Raw genomic sequence first — 251 nt, 5'->3', positions numbered from 1 at the left:
ACTTCAAGCTTATGTGTTTGAGGGTAACGTATTTATTAAAAACGTAAAATCAGGCGTAATTAAACAAATTACGCAAAGCTCTGCTACTGAGTCAAAACCACAGTTTTTAAACGATGGTAACTTAGCGTATCGTCAGGGTAATATTTTCTTTAAAGTAGATTTAACCACAGGTTTAACCCGCGAAATAGCCAATTTAAAACTGGCTGACAAACCACAAGGCGTAAAAGAACCATCAACTTATATTGCCAAAG

General features: G+C 35.5%; 1 protein-coding gene. It reads left to right on the top strand.

The features are described from left to right. The coding region (locus SB765_RS32080; RefSeq protein WP_410932820.1) for a hypothetical protein at positions 1-251 on the top strand (251 nt) is incomplete at both ends.

The organism is Pseudomonas sp. SIMBA_067 (assembly GCF_046534675.1).
Taxonomy (GTDB): domain Bacteria; phylum Pseudomonadota; class Gammaproteobacteria; order Pseudomonadales; family Pseudomonadaceae; genus Aquipseudomonas; species Aquipseudomonas putida.
The sequence above is the reverse complement of the archived record's forward strand: the minus strand, read 5'-3'. Positions and strand labels throughout refer to the sequence as shown.